This is a genomic window from Labrenzia sp. OB1, assembly GCF_001624695.1.
Classification (GTDB): Bacteria; Pseudomonadota; Alphaproteobacteria; order Rhizobiales; family Stappiaceae; genus Roseibium.
This window is the reverse complement of sequence record NZ_JSEP01000006.1, coordinates 148,538-169,721: the sequence shown is the minus strand read 5'-3', so window position 1 is coordinate 169,721 and position 21,184 is coordinate 148,538. Positions and strand designations below refer to the sequence as shown.

Annotated in this window: 17 protein-coding genes; 6 read left to right on the top strand and 11 right to left on the bottom strand. The window is 60.1% G+C overall.

Annotation, left to right across the window (positions count from 1 at the left end; all coding sequences use genetic code 11):
- Positions 1–49 precede the first annotated feature (49 nt).
- From topA to OA90_RS10205, 8 genes are all read right to left on the bottom strand, one after another.
- Positions 50–2,746: a type I DNA topoisomerase gene (gene topA, locus OA90_RS10240; protein WP_068410273.1), complete on the bottom strand. Its 2,697-nt coding sequence runs from the start codon at positions 2,744–2,746 to the stop codon at positions 50–52.
- Positions 2,747–2,922: 176 nt separating this feature from the next.
- Positions 2,923–4,059 carry a DNA-processing protein DprA gene (gene dprA, locus OA90_RS10235; RefSeq protein WP_068410270.1) on the bottom strand — a complete coding sequence of 379 codons (1,137 nt, stop codon included), beginning with the start codon at positions 4,057–4,059 and terminating at the stop codon, positions 2,923–2,925.
- On the bottom strand, positions 4,056–4,721 hold the full coding sequence (plsY, locus tag OA90_RS10230; RefSeq protein ID WP_068410267.1) for a glycerol-3-phosphate 1-O-acyltransferase PlsY: 666 nt from the start codon (positions 4,719–4,721) through the stop codon (positions 4,056–4,058). The genes dprA and plsY overlap by 4 nt, the downstream gene beginning before the upstream one ends.
- A gap of 159 nt (positions 4,722–4,880) precedes the next feature.
- The gene (locus tag OA90_RS10225; RefSeq protein ID WP_068410264.1) at positions 4,881–6,185 is read right to left on the bottom strand and encodes a dihydroorotase; all 1,305 of its coding nucleotides are present in this window, start codon (positions 6,183–6,185) and stop codon (positions 4,881–4,883) included.
- 12 nt (positions 6,186–6,197) lie between these two features.
- The gene (locus tag OA90_RS10220) at positions 6,198–7,163 is read right to left on the bottom strand and encodes an aspartate carbamoyltransferase catalytic subunit (RefSeq protein WP_199823661.1); all 966 of its coding nucleotides are present in this window, start codon (positions 7,161–7,163) and stop codon (positions 6,198–6,200) included.
- 124 nt (positions 7,164–7,287) lie between these two features.
- Complete coding sequence (locus tag OA90_RS10215) at positions 7,288–8,214, bottom strand: AEC family transporter (RefSeq protein ID WP_068410261.1); 927 nt, start codon at positions 8,212–8,214, stop codon at positions 7,288–7,290.
- A 37-nt stretch (positions 8,215–8,251) separates the two neighbouring features.
- Complete coding sequence (gene ruvX, locus OA90_RS10210; RefSeq protein ID WP_068410258.1) at positions 8,252–8,737, bottom strand: Holliday junction resolvase RuvX; 486 nt, start codon at positions 8,735–8,737, stop codon at positions 8,252–8,254.
- 226 nt (positions 8,738–8,963) lie between these two features.
- A complete protein-coding gene (locus OA90_RS10205; protein WP_068410255.1) occupies positions 8,964–11,369 on the bottom strand; it encodes an EAL domain-containing protein in 2,406 nt (801 codons plus the stop codon).
- A gap of 241 nt (positions 11,370–11,610) precedes the next feature.
- Here OA90_RS10205 and OA90_RS10200 point away from each other — a divergent pair, with 241 nt between their 5' ends.
- Both OA90_RS10200 and OA90_RS10195 read left to right on the top strand, forming a co-directional pair.
- Positions 11,611–12,315, top strand: a complete 705-nt coding sequence (locus tag OA90_RS10200) for a metal-dependent hydrolase (RefSeq protein WP_068410251.1) — start codon at positions 11,611–11,613, stop codon at positions 12,313–12,315.
- Entirely contained in the window at positions 12,312–12,926 is a 615-nt protein-coding gene (locus OA90_RS10195) for a cupin domain-containing protein (protein ID WP_208986067.1), read from the top strand. The genes OA90_RS10200 and OA90_RS10195 overlap by 4 nt, the downstream gene beginning before the upstream one ends.
- A 113-nt stretch (positions 12,927–13,039) precedes the next feature.
- Here the strand turns inward: OA90_RS10195 and OA90_RS10190 are convergent, their stop codons facing one another.
- A complete protein-coding gene (locus tag OA90_RS10190; RefSeq protein ID WP_068410686.1) occupies positions 13,040–14,236 on the bottom strand; it encodes a lytic murein transglycosylase in 1,197 nt (398 codons plus the stop codon).
- Positions 14,237–14,465: 229 nt separating this feature from the next.
- Here OA90_RS10190 and OA90_RS10185 point away from each other — a divergent pair, with 229 nt between their 5' ends.
- Positions 14,466–15,647, top strand: coding sequence for a phytanoyl-CoA dioxygenase family protein (locus OA90_RS10185; protein ID WP_068410248.1), 1,182 nt, complete (start codon positions 14,466–14,468; stop codon positions 15,645–15,647).
- An 82-nt stretch (positions 15,648–15,729) separates the two neighbouring features.
- Here OA90_RS10185 and OA90_RS10180 read toward each other — a convergent pair whose 3' ends face one another.
- Both OA90_RS10180 and OA90_RS10175 read right to left on the bottom strand, forming a co-directional pair.
- Positions 15,730–16,209 carry a hypothetical protein gene (locus OA90_RS10180; protein WP_208986066.1) on the bottom strand — a complete coding sequence of 160 codons (480 nt, stop codon included), beginning with the start codon at positions 16,207–16,209 and terminating at the stop codon, positions 15,730–15,732.
- A gap of 168 nt (positions 16,210–16,377) precedes the next feature.
- A complete protein-coding gene (locus tag OA90_RS10175; protein WP_068410245.1) occupies positions 16,378–17,586 on the bottom strand; it encodes an SH3 domain-containing protein in 1,209 nt (402 codons plus the stop codon).
- Positions 17,587–17,918: 332 nt separating this feature from the next.
- On the opposite strand from OA90_RS10175, the gene OA90_RS10170 reads away from it, so the two are divergent.
- The 3 genes from OA90_RS10170 (at position 17,919) to OA90_RS10160 (ending at position 21,015) form a co-directional block, all read left to right on the top strand.
- The gene (locus OA90_RS10170; protein ID WP_068410242.1) at positions 17,919–19,106 is read left to right on the top strand and encodes an ABC transporter substrate-binding protein; all 1,188 of its coding nucleotides are present in this window, start codon (positions 17,919–17,921) and stop codon (positions 19,104–19,106) included.
- Between the two features lie 114 nt (positions 19,107–19,220).
- Positions 19,221–19,808 carry a TetR/AcrR family transcriptional regulator gene (locus OA90_RS10165; RefSeq protein ID WP_208986065.1) on the top strand — a complete coding sequence of 196 codons (588 nt, stop codon included), beginning with the start codon at positions 19,221–19,223 and terminating at the stop codon, positions 19,806–19,808.
- A gap of 100 nt (positions 19,809–19,908) precedes the next feature.
- Positions 19,909–21,015, top strand: coding sequence for an alkene reductase (locus OA90_RS10160; RefSeq protein WP_068410236.1), 1,107 nt, complete (start codon positions 19,909–19,911; stop codon positions 21,013–21,015).
- Positions 21,016–21,184: the final 169 nt, after the last annotated feature.

Here is a 21,184-nt window from a genome sequence, read left to right as displayed (position 1 = left end):
TTTGCGTGTTTTCGACTTGTGTGCTTTCGCGGGTTAACTCGTTTTGCGCTCAAGACGCATCATCCCAGGGGACCTCACCGGACGAAGCATCGACAGGGGCCTTGGCTGTCTTTTTCGCCCCGGTTTTTTTGGCTGCCGTCTTGGTGGTCGCCGCTTTCTTGGTTGCGGTTTTCTTGGCTGCCGGCTTTTTCGCGGCCGTTTTCTTGGCGGCGGTCTTGCCTTTGCCGCCCTTCGAGGCCTTGGCCGCGATCAGTTCGAGCGCCTGTTCCAGCGTCACCGCCGTGGGGTCACTGTCCTTGGGCAGCGTCGCGTTGATCTTGCCGTGTTTGACATAAGGCCCGTAACGCCCGTCATAAACATTGATCGGCCCGCCGTCCGGATGCTCGCCGAGCTCCTTCAGCGGCGTTGCGGCGGACCGGCCACCGGTCTTGGCGCGTTTTTCAGCCAGGGCATCGACCGCGCGGTTGATGCCGACGGAAAACACCTCGTCCGGCGACGAAAGATTGGCGTAGGTGCCCTCATGCAGGACGAACGGACCGTATCGGCCGATCCCGGCGCTGATCATCTTGCCGTCTTCGGGATGCGGTCCGACCTCGCGGGGCAGCGACAGCAGTTGCAGCGCCTTTTCCAGATCGAGATCCGCCGCCGACCAGCCCTTGGGCAGGGAGGCGCGTTTGGGTTTGGCTTCCTCGCCGAGCTGCACATAAGGGCCGAAGCGTCCGGTACGAAGCGATACATCCACCCCGGTTTCCGGATCCTGACCGAGGACTTTCGGGCCCTCGTCGCCTTCTCCGTCTTCACCGTTCGGCTTGCCCAGCTGGCGCGTGAAGCTGCATTCCGGGTAGTTGGAGCAGCCGATGAAGGCGCCCCAGCGGCTGACTTTCAGGGACAGCTGTCCGGTGTCGCAGGTGGGACACTTGCGCGGGTCGGAGCCGTCTTCCTTGGCCGGGAAGATATGCGGACCGAGCAGTTCGTTCAGGGAATCGATGACCTGGGAAACGCGCAGATCCTTGATGTCGTCGACCGCGCCCGAAAAGCCCTTCCAGAAGTCGCGCAGGACCTCCACCCAGGAGAGCTCGCCGGCGGAGATCTTGTCGAGCTGTTCCTCAAGGCTCGCGGTGAAGTCGAATTCCACATAACGCTGGAAAAAGCTTTCCAGGAAGGCGGTGACGATGCGGCCCTTGTCCAGCGGAATGAGCTGCTTCTTCTCCAGTTCGACATAATCCCTGTCGCGCAGGGTCTGCAGCGTGGAAGCATAGGTGGAGGGCCGGCCGATGCCGAGTTCCTCCATCTTCTTCACCAGACTTGCTTCCGTGTAGCGCGGCGGCGGCGTGGTGAAGTGCTGGGAGGCTTCGATCGCCTTGGCTTTTCCGTCCACGGAGGCTGCGCTCAGCGCGGCGCCTTCGTCCACGGCGGGCAGGCGTTTGGAGCTTTCGTCCTCATCGTCGTCGCGCCCTTCCTGATAGAGCGCCAGAAATCCGTCAAACCTGACAACCGAGCCGCTTGCGCGCAGGTTGGCGCGTTTGCCGGATCCGTCCGCGAGGATCTCGATGGTGGTGCGTTCCAGAACGGCAGATTCCATCTGCGACGCCATGGTCCGTTTCCAGATCAGTTCGTAAAGCTTGGCCTGGTCCGGATCGAGGAAGCGGGCAACGTCCTTGGGGCGGCGGGACAGATCGGTCGGCCGGATCGCTTCGTGGGCTTCCTGGGCGTTTTTCGCCTTGGTGGAATAAATGCGCGGTTTTTCGGGAACGTATTTGTCGCCGAAATCCTGACCGATGACGGAGCGGGCGGCATCGATGGCCTCGGCCGCGATCTGAACGCCGTCGGTACGCATATAGGTGATGAGACCGGAGGTCTCGCCGCCGATGGACACACCTTCATAGAGTTTCTGCGCCACTTGCATGGCACGCGAAGCGGCAAAGCCGAGTTTGCGCGACGCTTCCTGCTGAAGCGTGGAGGTGGTGAACGGGGCCGCCGGATTGCGCCTGGCCGGTTTCGAGGCCACGCTGTCGACCTTGAAGCTGGCGTTTTCCAGCATGGTCCTGATTGTGGTGGCATCCGCCTCGTTGGTGATGTCGAGGCGGCCGATCTTCTTGCCGTCGAAACCGGTGACACCGGCCTGGAACATGTCGCCGGCCGGGGTTTTCATGTTGGCGAGGATCGACCAGTATTCCTGCGGACGGAAGACCTCGATCTCCATTTCCCGGTCACAGATCAGCCTCAGGGCGACCGACTGCACGCGGCCCGCCGAGCGCGCGCCCGGCAGCTTGCGCCACAGCACCGGTGACAGGGTGAACCCGACCAGATAATCGAGGGCGCGGCGCGCCAGATAGGCATCGACCAGCGGCACATCGAGTTCGCGCGGGTTGGCCATGGCTTCCAGAATCGCCTTTTTGGTGATCGCGTTGAACACCACCCGTTCGATCTGCTTGCCCTTCAGCACTCTCTTTTTCTGCAGCACTTCAAGAACGTGCCACGAAATGGCTTCCCCTTCGCGGTCGGGGTCGGTCGCGAGAATAAGGCGGTCGGCATCCTTCACCGCGGCGGCGATTTCCGAAAGACGCTTCTGGGACTTGCCGTCGACTTGCCAGGTCATGGAGAAATCTTCGTCCGGCTTCACGGATCCGTCTTTCGGCGGCAGATCGCGCACATGACCGTAGGAAGCCAGAACCGTGTAATCGGACCCGAGATATTTGTTGATCGTCTTGGCTTTCGCCGGAGATTCCACGATGACGACGTTCATTACTACCCAAATTATTTTTGCCGGAAGCGGGACGTCCGCCCGGTGGAGAACATTATTATTATGGCGAGACGATCACGGATCACACGCCGTGTGTCAAATGGACCTTTGAACCTTTCCGGTCAACCCGTCCGGTCTCTATACCGGTTATCCACCGGGATTCAGGCTGAATTCGCTCCTTAAAGCAGGGCGGAGATCTTGTTGCCGCGATGGCGCTCGATCTTGCCCGCAAGCTCAAGCTCCAGCAAAATGATATGGATCGACCTGGTATCTGCGCCCAGGAAGCGGATCAGTTCATCGAGATCGACCGGTGCCGGACCCAGGGCGGAAAGTACTTTGTGCCGCAAATCGTCATCCGGATCGGAGGGCGGCAAAGGAGCGGCCCGCTCATCTTCCAGAAGCCGTTGCTGAAGAGGCAAGGCGGGTTCGAGCCGCCCGGAGAGACTTTCCAGAACGTCTCCAGCCGAAGTCACCAGCGTCGCTCCCTGACGAATCAGGCCATTCGCGCCTTCCGAACGCGGGTCGAGGGGAGAACCCGGAACGGCGAATATCTCCCGGTTCTGCTCAAGGGCGTAGCGGGCGGTATGCAGCGACCCGGACGCCTTGGCCGCCTCGATCACGATGACGCCCAGAGAGATACCGGAAATCAGCCTGTTGCGTCTGGGGAAATCCCGGCCGCGCGGTTTCCATCCCAGAGGCATCTCGCTGATTACCGTACCGCCGCTGTCGAGGATCGCCGCTAGCAGACGGTTATGTTCGGGCGGATAAAGAATATCGATGCCCCCGGCGAATACCGCCACGGTGCCGGTTGCAAGAGCCGCCTCGTGGGCGGCGCCGTCGATGCCGCGGGCCAGCCCGGAAACGATGGCAAATTCCTGCTGACCGAGTTCCTGTGCGAACCGTGCCGCCAGTTTTCTCCCTGAAAGCGAGGCATTGCGCGCGCCCACGATCCCGAGCGCTTTCGGGTGCGCCAGGATCGGGCCGCCCTGAACAGAAAGAACCGGAGGCGGGCCGTCGATATGCCTGAGATGTGGCGGGTAGCCGTCTTCACCGAACGCGATGAGCTCCGCGCCCCGTGTGCGGTGGGCGGACAACTCGGCTTCCGCGTCCTCCAGGGAACACAGCCGGTAACTTTTCTTGCCGCCGCGCCTGGAAAGTTCCGGCAGGAGGTCCAGTGCGCGTTCAGCGGAACCGGCATGGTCAAGCAGCTCGAAGAAAGTCGCCGGTCCGATATTTTCCGACCGTATCAGGCGCAACCACGCAAGACGCTGGGCGTCGGAGAGGCGGTGCGCCTTATACCGGGAAGGAGTGTTCACCTGTCCTGACCATCCGGAGCGGAAACGGCGTCTGGCGCGGGTTTGGAGGTGGAACCGATCCTGCTTTCCCGGCCGCGCAGCAGCCGGCCGATATTCTCATGATGTTTCGCCCAAAGGAGAACACCCAGCAGCACGAACATTTCCGCCAACTGGAACTGGTGGAAAGCGAAATACAGCAGGATCGGGGTGGCGAGACACGCCGTGAGCGCGGAGAGCGAGGAATAGCGGAAGAGAAACGCCATGGCGATCCAGATCGCGGCGGCCAGCAGGAACATGGGCCAATAGAGCCCGAGCAGGACGCCAAGATATGTCGCGAAGCCCTTGCCGCCCTTGAACTTGAGCCAGACCGGAAACAGATGGCCCAGAAAAGCTCCGAGACCCGCGATCAGGGCCATCTCCTGGCCGTACAATTGCCCGACGATCAGAACCGCAGCGGTCCCCTTCAGGCCATCGCCCAGCAGCGTTGCCGCGGCCAAGGACTTTCGGCCCGTGCGCAAAACGTTGGTGGTGCCGATATTGCCCGAGCCGATCTTGCGAATATCGCCAAGACCGGCCATTCGGGTGAATATCAATCCGAACGGGATGGATCCGAGCAGATAGCCGAAAGCAAGGGCTGCCAGATAATAGGGCCAGGCAAATGCCCAGCTGATCGGATCAGGCACGCGGTTTCCCCCTTGAAGGCACATTGTTTCGACGTCACGCCATGGAACGCCCGGCATCCATGCCGTGTGGTTGTGCCGTGTGCAATTGTTGTCTGGCGCAATGTAACGGCATGAATTGACGGATCAAGTCCGGCAAACATGAAACCGCAACGCTTCGGCCTAATGGGCGTGATCGTAGACAGTTTTCCCGGCAACCACCGTGCGGAGCACCCGGCCCGAAAAACGGGCATCCACGAATGGGGAGTTCTTTGAGCGGGAGCGGATCGCGTTTTTCTCAAGAACCCATGGACGGTCGAGATCGAAGACGGTGATATCGGCAGGAGCTCCCTTGGCGAGACGGCCGGTTTCCAGTCCGAGCCGGTCCGCCGGGTTGCTGGTCATGGTGCCAAGTAGGGTGATCAGGTCGACCTCATCGGAATGATGCAGCCGCAGCGCGGCGGCCAGCAGGGTTTCCAGGCCGATGGCCCCGTCTTCGGCTTCCGCCCAAGGGTGGCGTTTGGTTTCCACGTCCTGCGGGTCGTGGTTGGAGCAGATGATGTCGATGGTCCCGTCTGCGACGGCCGCGATCATCGCCAGCCGGTCGTCCTCGTCGCGCAGCGGAGGAGACATCTTGAAGAAGGTACGGTAGGCGCCAATGTCGTTTTCGTTGTGGGTCAGATGATTGATCGAGACCCCGGCGGTGATATCCAGACCCCGGCTCTTGCCTGTACGGATGACGTCGGCGCTGTCGGAGGTGGAGATCAGGTTCGCGTGGTATTTGCCTCTGGACATGCCGACAAGGCGCAGATCGCGTTCCAGCATGATGATTTCGGCTTCACGCGAGACCCCGGAGAGCCCCTTCCAGCTAGCGTTCAGGCCGGCATTCATGACGCCGCCGGCAAGGTCGGGATCCTCGGTATGATGAATGACCAGCGCATCGAAGTCGCGGGCATAGGTCATCATGCGGCGCATGACCTGGGCGTTCTTGACCGACTTGTGGCCGTTTGTGAAGGCGACGGCTCCAGCTTCCTGAAGAAGACCGATTTCGGCCATTTCCTCGCCTTTGAGCCCCTTGGTGAGGGCCGCCAGGGGCAGAATGTTGACGCTTGCCGTATCGCGTGCCCGTCGCAGGATGAAATCCACCAGCGCCGGGTCATCGATCACCGGATCGGTGTCCGGCATGATGCAGATGGTGGTGACGCCCCCCGCGGCCGCGGCCTGGGAGGCGCTTGCCAGGGTTTCCCGGTGTTCCGCGCCCGGTTCTCCGACCGAGACGCACATGTCGATCAGGCCCGGACAGGCGATGGCGCCCTTGCAGTCGATGATGTCCGAGCCATAGGGAGCGCCCTGATTGGCCGCTTCCGGTCCGGCGGCGAGGATCGTGCGGTCGGCGACAATGATCGAGCCGGGCGCATCCAGTCCGCGCGCCGGATCGATCACCCTGGCGTTTGAGAGAACCAGAGGTTTGGGTGCATCGAGAGCCACTGTTGCAATCCTCTAGTTATTCGGCAGGTTGGCGGCGAGCGCTTCCAGCACGGCCATGCGCACCGCCACGCCCATTTCAACCTGCTCGCGGATCAGGCTCTGTGCGCCGTCCGCAATTGATGCGTCGATTTCCACACCCCGGTTCATCGGGCCTGGATGCATCACCAGCGCGTCTTCCTTGGCATAGGCGAGTTTTTCCGCGTCAAGACCGTAGTAGCGGTAGTACTCGCGCACCGACGGCACGAATGCGCCGTTCATGCGTTCGCGCTGCAGCCGCAACATCATGACGATATCCGCGCCCTCCAGCCCCTTGCGCATGGAATTGAAGACCTCCACGCCCATTTTGGCGATGCCGGAGGGAAGCAGAGTGGAAGGCGCGATCGCGCGTACCCGGGCTCCGAGCGCGTTCAGCAGAATGATGTTGGAACGGGCGACCCTGGAATGCGCGATGTCGCCGCAGATCGCCACCGTCAGCCGGGCGATCTTGCCCTTGTGGCGGCGGATTGTCAGGGCGTCCAGCAATGCCTGGGTCGGGTGTTCATGCGGCCCGTCGCCTGCATTGACAACCGAACAGCCGACCTTGCGGGCCAGCAGATGCACCGCGCCGGCCGCGTGATGGCGCACCACCAGCAAATCGGGGTGCATGGCGTTCAGCGTCGCCGCCGTGTCGATCAGCGTCTCGCCCTTTTTGACCGAGGACTGGGACACCGCCATGTTCATCACATCCGCACCGAGCCGTTTGCCGGCCAGCTCAAACGAGCTTTGGGTGCGAGTGGAGTTTTCGAAGAAGAGATTGATCTGGGTGCGCCCCTGCAGGACCAGCCTGCGCTTGTGGATCTGGCGGGAAACCTCGACGGCTTCTTCGGCCCGGTCCAGAAGGCCCAGAATTTCGTGCGGGTGAAGGCCCTCTATGCCCAGCAGATGGCGATGGGGGTAGGGGGTGTCTCGATGGGTGTCTTTTGCGGTCATCGAGATCATGCCTATAGGTGGAATCGCCCCTGTGCACAAGACATGACATCCGCTCGTGCCTCAGCTTTTACCCACTGTCCACACGCTTGCTAAATATTTGAACGGGTGGACAAAAATACAGGCCTCTCGCGAGTCAGGTGAACACAAGCAGGGCCAGGGGAATGCTTACGGTCGCGACAAGGGTTTGCAGCGTGATGATTTCGGCCATCAATTTCGCGTCGCCGCCCATCTGCCGTGCCAAAAGATAGGAGTTGCTGGCGCAGGGAACGCAGCTGGCAATGATGACGACCGCGAGCGCTGGGCCTGTCACGCCGAACAGGGTCGCGAAACCGAAGGCCAGCAGGGGCATAAAAAGTGGCCGCAGGAAGGTGCCAAGTGTCAGTGCCGGTCCCGGGCGGCGCAGCGAGCGGAGATCGAGGCCGGCTCCGACGCATATGATGCCGATCGGCAGGGCGGCCCGCGAGAAAATCTCCAGCGTGTCCTCGATCACGAACGGCAGGGCGATCCCGCTGAAATTGAGGACGAGTCCCGCCCCGATGGAGACTATGAACGGGTTGGTATAGAGGTCTCTCAGGATCCTGGCACCGCTGGGCGTTGTGCCGCTGGCGTAGTGCGACAGGACCAGGATGGAAGCGATATTCAGGACCGGGATCATGAACACCATGGCGACGGCAAGCATTGCGAGGCCGGTATCGCCGGCGATGTTGTCGGCAACCGCCAGGGCGATCATGGCGTTCCAGCGCAAGGTGCCCTGAAAGATCGACGTGAACCGTTCCGGAGCGATGCCCCAGATACGTTCGATGGGCCTGCGGACGGCCAGAAGGACAAAAGCCATCAGCAGGATCGCCGCCAGCAGGCTGCCACCCATGTTGAGTGTGGGAAAACTGTTGAAATCGGCTCCGGAGATTGTCCGGAACAGCACGGCCGGAAACAGCACGAAATAGGCGAGCTTTTCAACGCCGCGCCATTGGTCTCCGGTGATCAGGCCCGTGCGGGCTATCAGATAGCCGCAAGCGATCACGAGAATAACCGGAGCCAGGGCGGCAAGTGTTGTCAGCATGGAAAACTATTCAGCTAAGCTGGGAGGGTAGCAATATTCAGGTTTCTAGGCCCATGAAACCGAGTCGGTCAAGGAAACCTTGCAGGATATAGGCGGCGGCCATCTTGTCGACGACTTCGGCCCGTCTGGCGCGGCTTGAATCGGCTTCCAGAAGGGTCCGCGTCACGGCAGCGGTCGACAGGCGCTCATCCCAATATGTGATCGGCAGGTTGGTTTTCTGGGCCATGTTGCGCGCAAAGGCACGGGTTGCCTGGGCGCGCGGCCCCTCGCTGCCGTCCATGTTGAGCGGCATGCCAAGAACCATTCCGCCGATTTCATGTTTCGCGCAAATCTGCAGCAGTTGTTCCGCGTCCTGCGTGAATTTCTTCCGCCGGATCGTCTCAAGGGGCGACGCAATTCCGCGTCCCAGGTCGGACAGGGCCAGACCGATGGTTTTCGTGCCGAGATCAAGGCCGATCAGCCGAGTGTTGTTCGGAATAGCGGCGAGGAAGCCTTCTAACGAAAGTGCGGAGTCGTTTGCCATGCCGAGGCTTTATCAGGACGGCCGCGTTTGTTCCAGCGCGAATATAGCCGCATGCGGGAGCCAATCTTCTAGGGCGTAAACTCCCAAATGGAGACGAAATGGCATGGGAAATGGCGCCCCCCGTCAGGAAGCGTGCCCTGAGCGGGTTTCCTGCCCGGCACGCACGCTGACGACACGGGGTGAAGCCTTTTTCATGCCATTTCGTCTTCGTTTGGGAGTTTACGCCCTAGACCGTTTCGGGTTCCGGTCTCAGATACGCATGACCCGAACTGCTGTCCTGAAGGTCCAGCCAGGACATCAGCTCCCGGACCGGCAGCGCGCCGGAGAAGTAACGTCCCTGGAGAGCGTTCGCTCCCAGATGTGTTGCGAATTCGGCCTGCTCCCGGGTTTCGATACCTTCCGCAACGGTCTTGCATCCCAGCTTCTGCGCCATGTCGATCGTCGAGGCAAGGATTGTCCGGATGCGTGGATCTCCGCTTGCCCCGGCGATCAGCGAGTGGTCAAGCTTGAGATAGCCGACCGGAAGGCCCGCTAGCCGGGTGATGTTCGAATAGCCTGTGCCGAAATCGTCGATCGACACCTTGTATCCCAGTTCGTGAAGCCGCGTGAAAGTCGAGAGAGCGCGCTGTTCCGATGCAAACAGGGCGTCCTCGGTCACTTCGATCTCCAGTTGTGCGCTGTCGAATCCCAGTTCTGAACGGATCGACTCGAGCGTGTCGATGAAATCGGGTGAAATAAAATGGTTGGAGCCGATGTTGATCGACATCCAAAGGTCGTGGCCCTGCTCCAGGAGCAGCGTATGGTCTTTCATCGCCTGACCGATGACCCATTCTCCAAGACGGTTCATCGCGTTCGATGCCCCGAGCATGGGGATCCAGTATTCAGGCGAAAGGTAGCCCAGTTCGAGATGCTCCCAGCGAACGAGCGCCTCGACGCTGACCACTTTGCGCCGGGTCGTGCAGATTTTGGGCTGGTACTCCAGAAACAACCGGTCGTCTTTGATCGCCGATATGAGGTCACGCCGGATTTCCGCCGCCGATTGCCTGTCGATCTCCGGCGAGAAGACATGCATCCGGTTCTTGCCCGCGCGTTTGGCGTGATACATGGCGACGTCGGCGCGCTTTGTAAGGTCTTCAAGCGTCTGGCCATGCTCGGGAAACCGGGCGCATCCGATACTTGCGCTCGGCGGAATGCTGAGTTCGGGGTTCGAGGCGGCGAGTGCCGCAAGAACTCGCTCCAGAAAGGATTGTATGCGCGTGTCGGACACCAGCCCCTGTATCAGCATGATGAACTCGTCGCCGCCGATGCGGGCGACGAGGGGCGGTGCAAACGCACTGCCGGGTACCGAACGCTCTAGATCCAGGCTGTCCGCCATTTCCAGAAGCGTGTGTGCGCAGGTCTTGAGATGCAGGTCGCCTGCATGATGGCCGTGCAGATCGTTGATTTCCTTGAAGTTGTCCAGATCGATCAGAACGACGATCCCGCCCCGATCAGGGACGCGAGCTTCCCTAAGGATCGGTTCGGCGACGGACTGCAGATGGTCACGGTTCGGCAGCCCGGTGACGTTATCGCTATAGGCAAGCTTTTCAATCTGCTCGCCGGCCCGTGTCATCCGGGCGACCATCGTATTGTAACTGTCGCAGAAGTCGGCGATTTCCCTGAAGCGGAGCCCTCCGCAGCGCGGTTTGACCGGAGCCAGTTTCTGGTGCTGGCCACTGATGTGCGTTGCCCTTGCGAGGTCCTCGAGCGGCCTTGACAGGGACCGTGCAAGGAACAGCCCGATGGCAATCGTGGCCAGAACGGCGCCGCCGATAATGAGCAGAAGAGAGGATTGGTTTTTCGCGACCTTTTCATAGATTTCGGAAACCGGTTGCGCGACCATCACGCCCCATCCCGGGCCCGGGACCGACGTGAAACCGGCGATCATCTCCTTGTCGACCGCGGGGGAGAAGAATTCCGCGATGCCGGTTTCGCCGATCATCATGCGTGCAACTATCGGGATCTGTGAGATGTTTTTCCGGGTGTCGACCCATTCCTGCCTGGGGTGGGCGATCACCGTGCCTGATCGGTCGACAATGGCGGCATGGCCCTTTTCGCCAAAAATGATGCTCTGACTGAGTTTTGTGAAATAGGCCGACGAGATCTCGGCGATTGCATAGTGGTCATCAAGTTCCCGGACCACAAAGACGTAATTGCGATTGTCCTTCGAAGCCTTGACATTGGAGTAGACCGGCATGTCCTTGCGGGCGATCATTTTCAAGTCGGCGAACTGATCCGGAGGTACCTGTTGAATGATTTCGGTTCCGGACGCCCAGATGCCGCCGTCTATCCTGCCGTCGGCCTTGTCTGCGAGAAAAACACAGCACATGTCGAACTGGGCCAGAAGGCCGGAAAGTTCGCTTGGACTTTGGCCCCGGACCAGGCTCGATGTCACCGTGTTGAAGGTGGTCGCAAGATTGCGCTGATAGCGATCCAGTGCGAAGCCTGTTTTGCGGGCTAGAAGCAGATGCCTGTCCTCGACCTCGGCAAATTCGCGAGACACCGCATCGTGATAGGACCAGATGCTGAAAATGAGGGTCGGCAGCAATGTTGCTATGAGCAAGAAGAAGACGAGATAGCTCCGGATCTTCATTCCGATATTCTCTCCCCCAGCCTACTCGGATACAGAAGTTGCCATCTTGCAATTTCGGGCGGTGTGTCTTCTATTTTATAAATACTCCTGCATGCATTCCGCAAGGGCAAGTATCTGGTGCCGCTTCATGCAACCGTATCAAAAAACGTATAAAAGAGAACATAGGTAAAATTATCAGTGTCGTTCTTGAGGTTAAAGCCGACCCGGGGTCTGCCTGGTCTGAACTGAGGTAGCGTGGAAAATGAAACTCACATGGTATGGCCATTCCGCATTCAAGATCGAAATCGACGGTGCTTGCATCCTGATGGATCCGTTCCTGACAGGGAATCCGTCGTTTCCGGACAGCTTGAGCGTCGACCGGGTTGCCGATGGCGTAACCCATCTTGTGCTGACACATGGACATGACGATCACATTGGCGATGCCATTGAGATCCTGAAGACAACCGGTGCGCAGCTGACGTCGAATTTTGAAATCTGCATGTGGGCGAACCGCCAGGGCGTCGAGAATATCAATCCGATGAATTCAGGCGGCAAGGTGGACGCGGGACCTTTCAAGATCGCGTTGACGCGGGCGGATCATTCTTCCTCCAAACAGACGGACGGAGAGGCCATCTATCTGGGCAATCCGCATGGAGTGGTCATCGAAGCGCCCGGTGAAAAGGTCCTCTATCACATGGGTGACACCGACATCTTTTCCGACATGGCGCTGATCGACGAGATCTACCGGCCGCGGATCGGCCTGGTTCCCATCGGTGACCGTTTCACAATGGGCGCACGAACGGCGGCGATGGCCTGCAACCGGTATTTCGAGTTCGAGACGATCGTGCCTTGCCACTACGGCACATTCGCGGTCCTCGACCAGACGCCGGATGCTTTTGCCCGGGAGCTCGGAGGAACCTCCGGCGCGCTGAAGACAATTGCGCCCGGTGACAGTATCGACGTATGACAGTGAAAGGCCGGGAAGACACGCGCGTCTTCCCGGCCGACACGTTTTCGGAAGAGATCATCATGTCCTGGACCACATTTCCCATCTGTCTTGGTTTCGCCCTGCTGCTGGCAGCAACACCTGCATCGGCGGCTGACAAGTCGATCACCCCAGACGGCAAACCGGCCCCATCGCAACCCGCCGCGAAACCCGGTTCCAAGGCTGCGATGGAGGCGGAAAGCACGGCGAAACCGCCATATTCAAAGGTGGATGAGGTGTTTTCCGGCGATGAGACGGTTGCCGGAGAAAAAGTTGTGTTTCCGCAGGACAACCCGTCGATCAAGGCGCTGGTCGTGACAATGGCGCCGGGCGAGCAGACCGATTGGCACCAGCACCACGCGCCACTCTTCGCCTATATCCTGGAAGGCGAAATCACGGTGACCTATGAAGAACTCGGCAAGAAGGTCTACCGCCAGGGCGAGGGCCTGCTGGAAGCAATGGATCTAACCCACCGGGGTGAAAATACCGGCACCGGACCGGCGCGCATTCTGGCCGTGTTCCTGCTCGGCGACGGCGGGAAGCCGACCGTGATCGAGGCGGCTCCCGGAGACGACAAGGCCAGGGTAGAGTAGGCGGAGGCTGCCGGGTCGCACAGCCGCCATCTCCGATTGATGCCGGCCGGATCTTTTCCGGCTGACTGCCGCCAGACCCCGCTCTGTATCAGACCGTCAGCGCAGACGCAGGCCTAAAGCCTGTTCAGCAATGCCGGTGTCGGCCATGCGTCCGCGGGCATGCCGAGCTTCTGCTGGACATCCTGAACGGCTGCGCGGGTGCCCGAACCCAGAATGCCGTCGATCTTGCCGACATCGTAGCCCTGGTTCCTGAGTTTGGTCTGAAGCTGCTTCATCTGCGCATCGTTCAGGCCCGGATCCGGATTTCCCGCGTTGTAGACCGGCGCCCCGGCCAGCCGCGTCGCAAAATAGGCGGCCGTGGTCGTGTAGATGAAAGACTGGTTCCATTCCAGATAGATGTTGTAGTTCGGATAGGCGAGGAAGGCGGGTCCCTTGCGCCCCTGCGGCAGCAGCAGGGAGGCAGGGAGATTGGCGGATATTTGTCCCCAGCGCGGCTGAACGCCGAGAGATGCCCACTGGGCGCCGGCTCGGGTCTTGCCGAGCCCGGTGGCGGCCCAGTCGAGGTTCTGCGGCACGGTCACTTCCTGAAGCCAGGGCTCTCCCTTGCGCCAGCCGAGATGGTGAATGAACGCCCCGGCGGTCAGGATCGCGTCGGAAGCGCTTTCCTTCAGCTTCACATGGCCGTCTCCGTCACCATCCTTGCCGAACTTGATGATATCCTCGGGCAGCATCTGGACCATGCCGATTTCACCGGCCCAGGCTCCGGTGGTGTTGCGGGGATCGAGATCCCCATGCTGGACCATTTCGATCGCCGCGATGAGCTGAGGACGGAAGAGGTGCGGGCGGCGGCAGTCATGGGCGAGGGTCGCCAGAGCGTTGACGGTGTTGAAGTCCCCCTGAACGGCGCCAAAATCGGTCTCAAGCGCCCAGAAGGCGGTAATGACGGGAGCCGGCACGCCGTATTCCTGCTGGGTGCGCTGGAAGATGCCGGCATGTTTTTTCATGTTCGCGGCGCCGTTTTTCATCCGGTAACCGGAGATGACCCGTTTGGAAAAATCCAGAAAGGTCAGTTTGAACACACCTTGCGCCCGGTCTCGGGAAAGCACCTTTCTGTCGATTTGCGCCCCTGCGAGCGTCTGATCTGCCGCACGCGCCGAAAGACCCTTGGCGACAGCTTCCTGTTTGACGCCCGCCAGAAACTGTCTGAAATCGCCACCGCATTGCTGGGCGATGGCAGGGGAACCGGCAAGGCAGAGGGCTGCCAGAGCGGCAGCGGCAAGGCGGGGAGGAAAAAGCGCACGGCGGGTCATGAAAAATCCTGTCGTCATTGAAACCTGTAGAAAGGCAGTGCCTTCCCGAAATCGGCCACAGTTGACTGCGCTTCGCGCTTCAGGTCAACCGCTCAAAGCATCCTTGAACCGGTCTTCCTCGGTGCGGGTGCCTGCCGGCGCAAACCGAATTTTCCCCAGGGGCAGCGCGTTGTGCTTCCTGTGTGGCCAACTGTTCAATATTCTGGGTGTGAACAAGGGAGAAAGCGCCATGAAAGATACTGTCGAAAGGGCCGCCGCCTATTACGACCCGGACGCCTGTGACTTGCGGGCGTTTTCCGCGATCATTGCCCAGACCGCGCGCGCCGAAGACGTGCCTCATGCCGCCGGCATTGAAAAGAACATTCCCGTCTATGACATGGCGGACCTGCGCCCCGCTCTTGAAGGGCATGGAACCCGCAGGCAGCTTCTTGCGGAATGGGCGCGTGTTCTGCGTACCGGTGCCGGGGTTGTGGCGCTCAAGAATACCTATGCAGACACGACGGTGCTGGATGATGCCACCCGCATCTATGAGCGCATCATCGCGGAAGAAAAGCAGCGCAGCGGCAGCGGCGGCGATCACTTTGCGGCCTCAGGTGCCAACGATAGGATCTGGAACGCGCTGCAAAAGCTTTGCGAAGCCGCGCCGGGGGTCTTTCTGGACTATTTTGCCAATCCCGCCATTGCTGCGATATGCGAAGCATGGCTGGGGCCAAACTACCAGATGACGGCGCAGGTAAACCTCGTGTATCCCGGCGGTGCCGCGCAACAGGCGCACCGCGACTATCATCTGGGCTTCCAGTCGGCCGAAGTCAGCACATCCTATCCCGCGCATGTCCACGAAGTCTCGTCCACGCTCACGCTGCAGGGGGCCGTCGCCCATTGCGACATGCCGGTGGAAAGCGGCCCCACAAAACTGCTGCCTTTCTCGCAAGCCTACCTTCCGGGGTATGCCGCATGGCGCCGCGAAGACTTCCGGGCGCTTTTTGAAGAGCGCTACGTGCAATTGCCTCTGGCGAAGGGAGATACTGTCTTTTTCAATCCTGCGCTGTTCCATGCGGCCGGTGCCAACAAGAGCGACGATGTTCAACGGTTTGCCAACCTGTTGCAGGTATCCTCCGCATTCGGCCGCGCCATGGAGACAGTCGACAGGGACAAGATGTGCAGACTGCTTTTTCCTCACGCCGTGCGCGCCAAGGCTGAAAACAGATTGAGCGCCGCCGAACTTTCCGCGGCCATCGCCGCAACCGCCGAAGGCTATCCCTTTCCGACGAACCTGGATCTGGATCCTCCTACAAATGGACTGGCCCCGGAAACGCAGGCAGCGTTTTTCCTGCGCGCCTTGTCTGAAGGCCTCAGCGAAGACGATTTCGAAAAGCGACTGGAGCTTATGAGAAGCGCAAGATCTGCGTAAGTCCGGGATCGTTCTGAACGGCCCCTTCGCCGCCTGCGTGAGGCGATTTATTGAAACGCCGTCATACGCAGGGACGAAACACTTAGCGGCAGTCGTTGAAGCCCGATCCTGCCGTGATGCTGCCGTCGGGTGTTTTTCTCAAGGGCGCGTTCACGCTGGCGGAAGACCGGCAGTCCGGCGATGGCGCACCCAGGTTCGGTGCCGGATAGAGCGGGGCGGCGTTAACGTCCGAGGTCTGCTGAAGGCACATCTGGTAGGCCGTGTCGTAGAGTGCCTGCCACCCGCCGGGCATGGAGCCGAGATTGTCCAGCACGCCGAGCGCCGCACCCGCCCGCGCACCGCGGCGTGCGCCGGAAGGGCCTTGCCACGCACCGCCTGCGACAGCCCCCGCCATACCTCCGTCGACCGCATCCCCGACAACATCACCGCTGCCCATGTGAGCATTGGCGTAGTCGGTGGCATAGGTCACGCAGTCGGTTCCACCCGCGAGGGCGGGGAGGGAGCATGTGAGCTGAGCCACGAGCGCCATACCGGCGAAGCGGGCAGATCTGGGGGGCAACATGGTCCGTCTCCTGCAATCGGCCCGGGAAACTTCGTCAAGCACTTCGCGAAGGACTGCTTCGAGCATAAAAGGCCGGGCGCTCATTCCGCCATCATGGGGCGGGTATCACGATAAGAAGCCCATAGTGCCGGACGCAGCTTAACAAGCCTCTACCCGGTCCGGTCGAATTCAATCGACCTGCGCGGATTTTTCCAGAAACTTCTGGCCGACGAAACCGGCTTGTCCCTCATAGACAATGCTGCACCACCATGTCCCGCAATCGCCGAACCGGACGTTCGAGCCCGCCGGAACAACGGCCAGAATTTCAGCGTTCTTGTCCGCCGATTGCCGCAGGTTCACGGCAGCGGCAATTTTGCCCGCGTTGGGAAAGGACGGATCGGCACTTTGTGTGTCCTGCGCCGCCGCTGTACCCGTATTCCCTTCTGCTTTCGAAACTTCATTGGCCGATTGGGTTTCTGCGGCGATGGCGGTCGGTCCGGTTTCACCGTTCGCTGTCTGCGCGGGACTTGCCGAACCGTCATTTACCGGGGGAGTAAGTCCCGGAAGGTCATTAACGGCACTCTGGGATGGTGCGGCCGGTGCGGATATCTGGCGGACGACCAGTCGCGCCTGGATCTTGCTGTCCTGGGATCCGGCAGCGCCGGCGACGGTTGCGGTGGGCTGATTGAGCGGCGGCGCGTCGGAAAGACCGTGTGCCGCCAAAGCTTCGCGCAGCTTGTCCTTCGCCCTGGCAATCTGAAGGCCGTCGGCATCGGCAGCTCCTGCACCGTCCACGAGAGCCGGTTCGGGCGTGGAAACTCCCGGTTCCGGGTCCTCTGTTCCAATCAGGCGTTCAAGTGTCGTTTCCGCCGCTGCGAGCTGGGGGGCGGTCTCCAGAGTGCTGGTTTCGCTGTTTCCCGGCAGACCGGTCATTGAGAGCGTAAGCGCACCGCCGCCACAGGCGATGACAACAAGTGCGCTGGCGATCAGGACCTTGAAGCCGGGTCCACGGCGAAGCGGCTCGGCTGAGGCCTGACTGCTTTGGTCCCAAAGGACTGTCTTCCGGTTAGGCTCAAGGGGAACGCCATCTTCAAGCTTCTTCCGAATGCCTTTCAGTATCTCGTGAGAGACTTCTTCCGTGGAGACGACCGGTTTCGGCCGGTCGGTCAGTTCGGAGACAGGTTCGGCTTCGGGAACCTCCGCATTTGCATGCATCTGCAGGATTTTCCCCGCGATGTCTGGAGGCGAGGCGCTTTCATCGGCCTTGGGGCTGTCCTGCGCCGGTTTGCGGATCTCGACCAGCCGCAAATCGCTTTTGGTCGCCGGCAGATTGGCGTTGTCCTGGGTGCCGTCGGCAAACGGATCGCAAGCGATGGCTGGAGCGGAAAAGGAATACATGTGGCCCTCCTGCTGAAACTGCGGTTTTTGGGCGTACGGGGCGCGGCGTCTCTTCGATCAGACCATTAATCCTCTTCAATGCGCCGGGAGACGGGCCGCTTTGCGGCAGCTCCAAGGAGTTTTCGCGGGAATGTGACGCGGATGTGATTGTTTTTTCTCTGTTGGCAAAAGCCTAACCAGTCTTCTCCATACTTGAGAAGAATCGGTTGCTGACGGACCATAGAGGTGGCGGCGGAGCCATCCGGCGTTTATCTGAACGCACATACGATACTTCGGCGAAAACAGTTCGCACTGTTGCCGGCGCATCACCTGGACAGAACGGGCAAGACACCATGAAACGCTGGATCTTCCGAATTTTCACACGAACAGGCAGCTTTGCGGCTGGTCTGCTGCTGGTGTGCCAGATGGCGGTGTCGCAGGAAGTTCAGGGATTGAAGATCGGTCTGATGGCAACCCTGTCAGGTCCCGCGGCGATTTACGGCGAACACATGCGCGACGGCTTCATGCTTGCCGTCAAGCAATCCAACGGCGCGCTGGGCGGCCTGCCGACCAATGTGCTGGTCGTTGATGACAAGCTCGATCCTGCCTATGCCCTTGAGCAGGCGACCAAGCTGATCGACGAAAACGGTATCGACATTCTCGTCGGCGTGAACTTTTCCAAAGTCATGCTCGCAGTCCATGACCCGGTTGTACGGTCGAAAACTCTCTTTATCGGAACCCACTCCGGACCTGCTCCCATTGCCGGCCGCAGTTGCAACCGCTACTTCTTTTCCATGGCCTCGCAGGATGACCAGGTGCACGAGACCATGGGACGCTACGCGAGTTTGAAAGGCTACCAGCAGGTCGTCACGATCGCCCCGGATTATGAAGCGGCCCGGGATGCGATGGTCGCGTTCCGGCGCCATTTCAAGGGACAGATCGCCCGGGAAATATTCACAAAGCTCGGGACGACGGACTTTTCGGAAGAATTTGAGCAGATCGCCGAGATTGAGCCGGACGCGATATACGCTTTCATGCCGGGAGGCATGGGGGTGGAACTCGTCAGGCAGTTTCACGTATCGGGTTTGAAAGGCATTGTTCCTTTCCTGTCCTCCCAGACTATCAACGCAGTGACCTTGCCGTATACCAGCGAGATGGCCGAGGGGCTGTTTTCCGCCTCTCATTGGGCGCCCAACCTTGACAATCCGATGAACAAGCGTTTCGTGCGCGACTTCGGCAGGGAGTATGAATACCAGCCCTCGGTGTTCGCCGCGCAAGGATACGACGCAGCCAGGCTCATTCATTTCGCGCTTGAACTGACCGGAGGCATCAAGGAGCAGGAAGCGTTGCTGTCTGTCATCAGTTCCGCGCCTTTCGAAAGCGTGCGCGGTGATTTTCGCTTCAATTCCAACCAATTTCCGATCCAGGATTTTTATCTGGTCGAAGGTGTGCGGCGCACCAGCAAGCTATATGAAATGGAAGCCGTTGCGCGGGTTTTCGACGATGTCGGCGACGCCTATGCCGGCTCTTGCCGCATGTGATCCCGGCAGGTCCGAGTCTGGCGGGATGGGAAATTGAAACGATCGGTCCAGATTGGGCCTTGCCGCTCTTGTATTCCGGACTGCACGGTCCATATCAGGTTCATGTCACACTCGATGCCTGCAAAACATCTGCCTGGAAACAAGGCGCCTGGACCGGGACGGCCGCGCAACTTCGATGAAGCAGCGGCACTTCAGGTTGCTATGGGCGTCTTCTGGCAAAATGGCTTCGAAGCGACCTCCCTTGAAGATCTGACCGGCGCCATGGGGATCAGCCGGTCAAGCTTCTATGGGGCCTTCGGTGACAAGCAGACCCTCTTTCTGAGAGCGGTTGAGCAATATTCGAAAAACGGTATCCGCAATCTCAAGGAGATCGCGGAGGCCACAGATGGCGACGCTGTCGAGGCGATGATGGAGGCTCTTTCGGACCCCCATGGCGGGTCGAGAGGGTGCCTTCTGGTGAACTGCATCACGGAACTCGCACCCCATGACGCGAAGGTCGCGGAACTCGGCCGCCGCCATCTGGAAAGTATCGAGGAGATTTTCGCAAAAGCGATTGATCCTCAAGATCCCGACGCCGTCCGCGACAGGGCGCGCGCCTATACCTCACTTGCAATCGGAACCCTTGCCCTGCGCAAGGCCGGTATTCCGGCTGACCGCATAGCAGACACCTTGAAGCAGGCCAAAACGGTGCTCTCTCCCTAGAAACCGTCTCCGGTTTGTTTCGTCACTCCGTAGCTGAAGATGCCTAATTTTGGACCAATCGTTCCATAATCTGGCACATGAAACTCGAAGGAACTCGTTCATGTCAGAATCGAAATTGTTTTCTCCGGCAAAAGCAGGCGCAATCGACCTGAAAAACCGCGTTGTCATGGCGCCGCTGACCCGCAACCGGGCACGCGCCGAAGACGACACGCCCCACGATCTGCATGTTGAATATTATCGCCAGCGGGCCGGTGCGGGGCTCATCGTTACCGAAGGTTCCCAGATTTCTCCACAAGGCAAGGGCTACGCCTGGACGCCTGGCATCTATTCCGATGCCCAGGTGGAGGGCTGGAAAAAAGTGACCGATGCAGTCCATGCCGAAGGCGGCAAGATCGTCATCCAGATCTGGCACGTCGGGCGGATATCGCATTCAGTTCTCCAGCCCGGGGGCGTTGACCCGGTCGCACCTTCCGCGATTGCCGCGAATTCCAAAACCTTCGATGGTACTCAGTTCATTGACACGCCAATGCCGCGGGCACTGGAGGAAAACGAGATCCCGGCTATCGCGGAAGATTTCGCCAGGGCAACGCGGAACGCTCGCAAAGCCGGCTTCGATGGTGTCGAGGTGCATGGTGCGAACGGTTATCTGATCGATCAGTTCCTGAAGGACGGTGCCAACAAGCGGGATGATGCCTATGGCGGATCGGTTGAAAAGCGGATGCGTTTTCTCAAGGAAGTGATGGATGCAGTGACCGGTGCCTGGAGCGCGGATCGTGTCGGGATCAGGTTGAGTCCATTCTCCAACGCCAATGACATCACCGACAGCAATCCGCAGGAAACATTCTCTCATGCGATCCGGCTGCTGAACACCTACGGGCTGGCTTATCTCCATCTTGTCGAGGGGCAGACCGGCGGTCCCCGCGATATTCCCGAAGGCGGCGATCTTGCCGCGCTCTACACGCTTTTCGACGGCGCCAGAATGGGCAACAACGGCTATGACCGCGCTTCCGCGGTCGAGGCCGTTGAAAGCGGAGCGCTGGATCTTGTCGCATTCGGCCGTGCGTTCATTTCCAATCCGGATCTTGTCGACCGGCTGAAAAAGAAGGCCCCCCTGAACGAGCCCGACAGTGACACATTCTATGGAGGCGGCGAGAAGGGGTATACGGACTATCCCACTCTGGCGGAAAACTCCGTCGCGGCCCAATAAGCCGCTCCGGTTCAGGCCGCCTGACATCCACCCCTCTCCGGGTGGCCTGAAGGAAAGCCGGTGCGGACTTCGGTCCGCCCCGGCTTTCTTTGTTTCATTGTTCCCGGCGGCATCAGGGAATTGGGGCGAATTTCAACCGTACCGCAGCGTACACTTTTTGCGTATTCAG

Excerpts from the sequence above, each read along its gene's own strand:
- topA (WP_068410273.1), bottom strand. The coding sequence starts at position 2,746 with ATGAACGTCGTCATCGTGGAATCTCCGGCGAAAGCCAAGACGATCAAC.
- OA90_RS10220 (WP_199823661.1), bottom strand. The coding sequence starts at position 7,163 with ATGATCTCGATGACCGCAAAAGACACCCATCGAGACACCCCCTACCCC.
- OA90_RS10215 (WP_068410261.1), bottom strand. The coding sequence starts at position 8,214 with ATGCTGACAACACTTGCCGCCCTGGCTCCGGTTATTCTCGTGATCGCT.
- ruvX (WP_068410258.1), bottom strand. The coding sequence starts at position 8,737 with ATGGCAAACGACTCCGCACTTTCGTTAGAAGGCTTCCTCGCCGCTATT.
- OA90_RS10205 (WP_068410255.1), bottom strand. The coding sequence starts at position 11,369 with ATGAAGATCCGGAGCTATCTCGTCTTCTTCTTGCTCATAGCAACATTG.
- OA90_RS10200 (WP_068410251.1), top strand. The coding sequence starts at position 11,611 with ATGAAACTCACATGGTATGGCCATTCCGCATTCAAGATCGAAATCGAC.
- OA90_RS10195 (WP_208986067.1), top strand. The coding sequence starts at position 12,312 with ATGACAGTGAAAGGCCGGGAAGACACGCGCGTCTTCCCGGCCGACACG.
- OA90_RS10190 (WP_068410686.1), bottom strand. The coding sequence starts at position 14,236 with ATGACCCGCCGTGCGCTTTTTCCTCCCCGCCTTGCCGCTGCCGCTCTG.
- OA90_RS10185 (WP_068410248.1), top strand. The coding sequence starts at position 14,466 with ATGAAAGATACTGTCGAAAGGGCCGCCGCCTATTACGACCCGGACGCC.
- OA90_RS10180 (WP_208986066.1), bottom strand. The coding sequence starts at position 16,209 with ATGTTGCCCCCCAGATCTGCCCGCTTCGCCGGTATGGCGCTCGTGGCT.
- OA90_RS10175 (WP_068410245.1), bottom strand. The coding sequence starts at position 17,586 with ATGTATTCCTTTTCCGCTCCAGCCATCGCTTGCGATCCGTTTGCCGAC.
- OA90_RS10170 (WP_068410242.1), top strand. The coding sequence starts at position 17,919 with ATGAAACGCTGGATCTTCCGAATTTTCACACGAACAGGCAGCTTTGCG.
- OA90_RS10165 (WP_208986065.1), top strand. The coding sequence starts at position 19,221 with ATGCCTGCAAAACATCTGCCTGGAAACAAGGCGCCTGGACCGGGACGG.
- OA90_RS10160 (WP_068410236.1), top strand. The coding sequence starts at position 19,909 with ATGTCAGAATCGAAATTGTTTTCTCCGGCAAAAGCAGGCGCAATCGAC.